The sequence below is a fragment of the Devosia sp. genome (genome assembly GCF_017307565.1).
In the GTDB taxonomy this organism is placed as follows: Bacteria; Pseudomonadota; Alphaproteobacteria; order Rhizobiales; family Devosiaceae; genus Devosia.
This window is the reverse complement of record NZ_JAFKHD010000118.1, coordinates 1-3,592: the sequence shown is the minus strand read 5'-3', so window position 1 is coordinate 3,592 and position 3,592 is coordinate 1. Positions and strand designations below refer to the sequence as shown.

Sequence of the window (3,592 nt, the reverse complement as noted above, 5' to 3'; positions counted from 1 at the left end):
GATGAGGTGGGGGTCGTGCAACACGCTGTCCGGTTCCTTGGCTTGCTCTTGAGATACGCAGGGACAGGCCAAATGGTTTGGGCCGATGAATCTTTTTTTCGGGATGATCCACCGGTGCGCGGGCTGCGTAGACAGGTTCATGAGCGCACCTGTTTCACAGATCGACCGTCCATGGCAGTATGACCCGGTAGGGCTGTTGCCCCGTCGCGTCATGGGCAGGAGCAAGAGATCGGTCATGAATTCCCCCAAGAAATCCGGGGATGCGGCGCTCGAACTGGCCATGTCTGGGCATCTGCTCGCCATTGCCCGACACAGCGACCGGCAGGCCTTCGAGGCGCTGTTCCTGCATTTCGCCCCGCGCATCAAAGCCTATTTGATGCGGCTCGGGGGCGATGCGGCGGGCGCCGAGGAACTGGCGCAGGAAGTCATGACCATGGTCTGGCGCAAGGCCGGTCTTTATGACCCGGCCAAGGCAAGCGCGGCGACCTGGATCTTTGCCATTGCCCGCAACCGGCGCATCGACGCGTTCAGGCGCGAAAAACACCCAGAGCTCGACCCGGAAGAGCCGGCGCTGCGGATCGACGAGGATGTGGCGGCCGACGCGGCGCTCGAGGTCAAGCAGTCCTCGGCGCAGGTCGTGGAAGCCATAGCCGATCTTTCTGCCAGCGAGCGGCAACTCCTTACGCTCGCTTACTACGAGGACAAATCCCAGACCATGATTGCCGCCGAACTCGGCATTCCGCTCGGCACCGTCAAGTCGCGCATGCGTCAGGTATTCCGCAAAATGCGCGATTATCTGACGGCACAGACGGGGGAGCGGCCGTGATGCTGAACCACCATGTCAGTGACGAATTGCTGCTGAGCTACGAGGCGGGAAGCCTGGCCGAAGGCTGGAGTCTTGCGGTTGCCACGCACCTTGCCTATTGCGCGCCGTGCCGGGAACGGGCGCGCGCTGCTGCACAGGTTGGCGGCGCCCTGCTCGAAACCATCGGAGCCGAGCCGATGCGCGAGGACGCGCTGGCCCTGGCGCTGGCACGGCTCGATGCGGCGCCACCGGCGCCCGTTCGCGAGGTGAAGCCGGCTGTGGCCTCCAACGTGCCCGCGCCGCTGCGCGACTATATCGGGAACGATCTCGATGCCATTGCCTGGCGGAATTTGGGCACTGGAGCCAAACAGTTTCTGATCAAGACCGGAGACGGGCAGACCTCGGTGCGCCTGTTGCGTATCGCGGCCGGCAAGCCGGTGCCCGAGCATGGTCATCGCGGGCTCGAACTGACCGTGGTGCTGCGCGGCACGCTCGTCGACGACGAGGACCGCTTTGGCGTTGGCGATATCGAAGAAGCCAATGATGCGGTCGAGCATCAGCCAAGAGCGGGCGAGGAAGATGAATGCATCTGCCTTGCCGTGACCGATGCCCCACTGCGTTTCAAGAGCCTGATCGTGCGGCTGGCGCAGCCGTTCCTGAAGATCTGACAGAGGATAAGATGCCGAACTTCGCCATAGCCTATCTCGCTTCTGCGGCCGTGTTCTTTGCCCTCGACTTCGTCTGGCTGAGCGTGGCGACGCGCATTCTCTACCGGCCGATGCTGGGCGATCTCCTCGCCGACAACCCGAACCTTGTGGTCGCAGCGGCCTTTTATCTCGTCTATCTCGTGGGGCTCGTGGTCTTCACGGTGCTGCCGGCGGCCCATTCGGGCTCGTGGCTGCAGGCCATCGGGCTTGGGGCGCTGCTGGGGCTGGTTGCCTATGGCACCTATGACTTCACCAATCTCTCGACCATCCGCAACTGGCCGGCCATGGTCAGCATGGTCGACCTTGCCTGGGGCGTAACGGTCAGCGCCATTGCCGCGCTGGCCGGCTATGGCGCGGTGAAGATGTTCGGAACCGTCTGAGAAACGTACGGGAAAGCGCGCAGCGGACTTGTCGGTGGCGGGGCAGGGCGGCTAGAGCATCGCCGTCATGAAGCCGCACCACCGTATTTTCTTTCTCCAGTTCGCGCTTGCCCTTTCGATGGGCGCGCTCCTCTCCCGCCTGCCTGACCTGCAGGTCAAATTCGGGCTGACCGAAGGCCAGCTCGGGCTGATGCTGATCACCATGTCGTTTGGCGTGCTCTGCGGCCTGACTTTTGGCGGGCGCGTGGTGGAGCGCCTGGGGGCGCGAATGATCACCATGGTGACCGTTTTCGGAGCCTCGGTGCTCTATGCCATCATTCCCTGGATGCCGTCGGCACTGTGGGCGGCGCCGCTGTTTTTCGGGGCCGGCATGTTGTCCGGGGCGCTCGAGATCAACGCCAATATCGAAGCGGATCGCCACGAAGCAGTGCTGGGCCGCCGGATCATGAGCCGTGTGCATGGCATGTGGAGCCTTGGCTTTTTCGTGACGGCGCTGGCTGCAGCGGTGGTGCGCCAGGCGCAGATTTCGATCGAGCTGCATACATTCGTCATGCTGATCGTCGTCGTAGCGTCGGGCTGGGTGGTGTTTTCCAAGATGGAGAACGCGCCGAAGCGACCTGAAGATCATGCGGGGGAAACCCCGCCATTCTCGTTTCCGACGATCGGCCTGTTGCCGCTTTGCCTTCTGGGCGCGGCGCCGCTGTTTGTCGAGGGCGCGGGGGTGGATTGGTCGGCAATCTATATGCGTGACGTTTTTGGCGTCGAACCGTTTATCGGCGGGCTCAGCGTGACGCTGTTCTCGCTGGCCATTGCCAGCGGACGCCTTGGCATGGACCCGGTGGTGGACCGTTTTGGGCCGCGCATGGTCGCCACGGTGCTGCTGGTGCTGGCCCTTGTCGGGCTGGTGCTCGTAGCGGCGGCGCCCGAGCCATGGATCGCGCTGACTGGCTTCGTGCTTGCGGGTGTCGGCTGCTCCTCGATCTATCCGCTCGCCGTCTCGGAAGCGGCGCGGCGGACCGATCGGCCGGCTGCGGTCAATGTGGCGGCGCTGTCGCAGATGACGTTTGTGGTCTTCTTTGCTGGCCCGCCCCTGCTCGGGTTTATCGCCGAGCATTTTGGCATTCGCCTCTCCTACTGGATCGTCGTGCCGGTGTTGGTTGCAGCGCTGATGGCAACGCGGGCGCTCGCTGCACCAAGCCCGGCGGGACAGCTGGAAGCCGCGCGCTCCTGAGCTTCCTGCGTCTTGCCGTCCACTGAAGCGGCCTTGCCGCTCGATTGTCACATCGGACGTGACCCGGACTCGCCTCGATATCTCAGGATAGGCCTCGGCCTGCGCGGGGCGCCGCCCGGGTGTGGGAAAGCGTCAGTTCAAAAGTAACCGCATGGGTGGGGCTTTGTCCTGCCCGTGATTTGGGCCGGCATGCGTGCCAGAGGTATCCCACTTGCAAGAGTCGTTATAACGTCATAACACTACTGGACGCAGAGGTTTGGAGAAGCCCCTGCCAGAGGATGGGAGAACGACGATGAAAGCATGCAAGGGATGGCACCTGGCCACAATCGGCGCGCTGATGATGGCGACGAGCGTGGGGACGCAGGCCGCCGAGATTTCGTTTCTGACGCATTGGGGCCCGGACACCGTGGCGCTGCTCGATGCCGCTATCACCAAATATGAAGCTGCCAATGCCGGCGACACCATCACC

At 63.5% G+C, this 3,592-nt stretch carries 5 protein-coding genes; 4 read left to right on the top strand and 1 reads right to left on the bottom strand.

What is annotated here, in order from left to right; genetic code table 11:
- Positions 1-237, bottom strand: a 237-nt coding sequence (locus tag J0I64_RS03420) for a hypothetical protein (RefSeq protein ID WP_291406219.1), incomplete at its 3' end; no start/stop codon positions are given.
- Here J0I64_RS03420 and J0I64_RS03415 point away from each other — a divergent pair.
- The 4 genes from J0I64_RS03415 to J0I64_RS03400 all read left to right on the top strand — a co-directional run bounded on the left by J0I64_RS03415 (position 236) and on the right by J0I64_RS03400 (position 3,123).
- Positions 236-826, top strand: coding sequence for a sigma-70 family RNA polymerase sigma factor (locus tag J0I64_RS03415; RefSeq protein ID WP_291406218.1), 591 nt, complete (start codon positions 236-238; stop codon positions 824-826). The two genes, J0I64_RS03420 and J0I64_RS03415, sit on opposite strands and share 2 nt — an antisense overlap.
- Positions 826-1,473, top strand: a complete 648-nt coding sequence (locus tag J0I64_RS03410) for a ChrR family anti-sigma-E factor (protein WP_366933681.1) — start codon at positions 826-828, stop codon at positions 1,471-1,473. Before J0I64_RS03415 ends, J0I64_RS03410 begins: the two co-directional genes overlap by 1 nt.
- An 11-nt stretch (positions 1,474-1,484) precedes the next feature.
- On the top strand, positions 1,485-1,892 hold the full coding sequence (locus tag J0I64_RS03405) for a DUF2177 family protein (RefSeq protein ID WP_291406216.1): 408 nt from the start codon (positions 1,485-1,487) through the stop codon (positions 1,890-1,892).
- Between the two features lie 67 nt (positions 1,893-1,959).
- A complete protein-coding gene (locus J0I64_RS03400) occupies positions 1,960-3,123 on the top strand; it encodes an MFS transporter (RefSeq protein WP_291406215.1) in 1,164 nt (387 codons plus the stop codon).
- Positions 3,124-3,592: the final 469 nt, after the last annotated feature.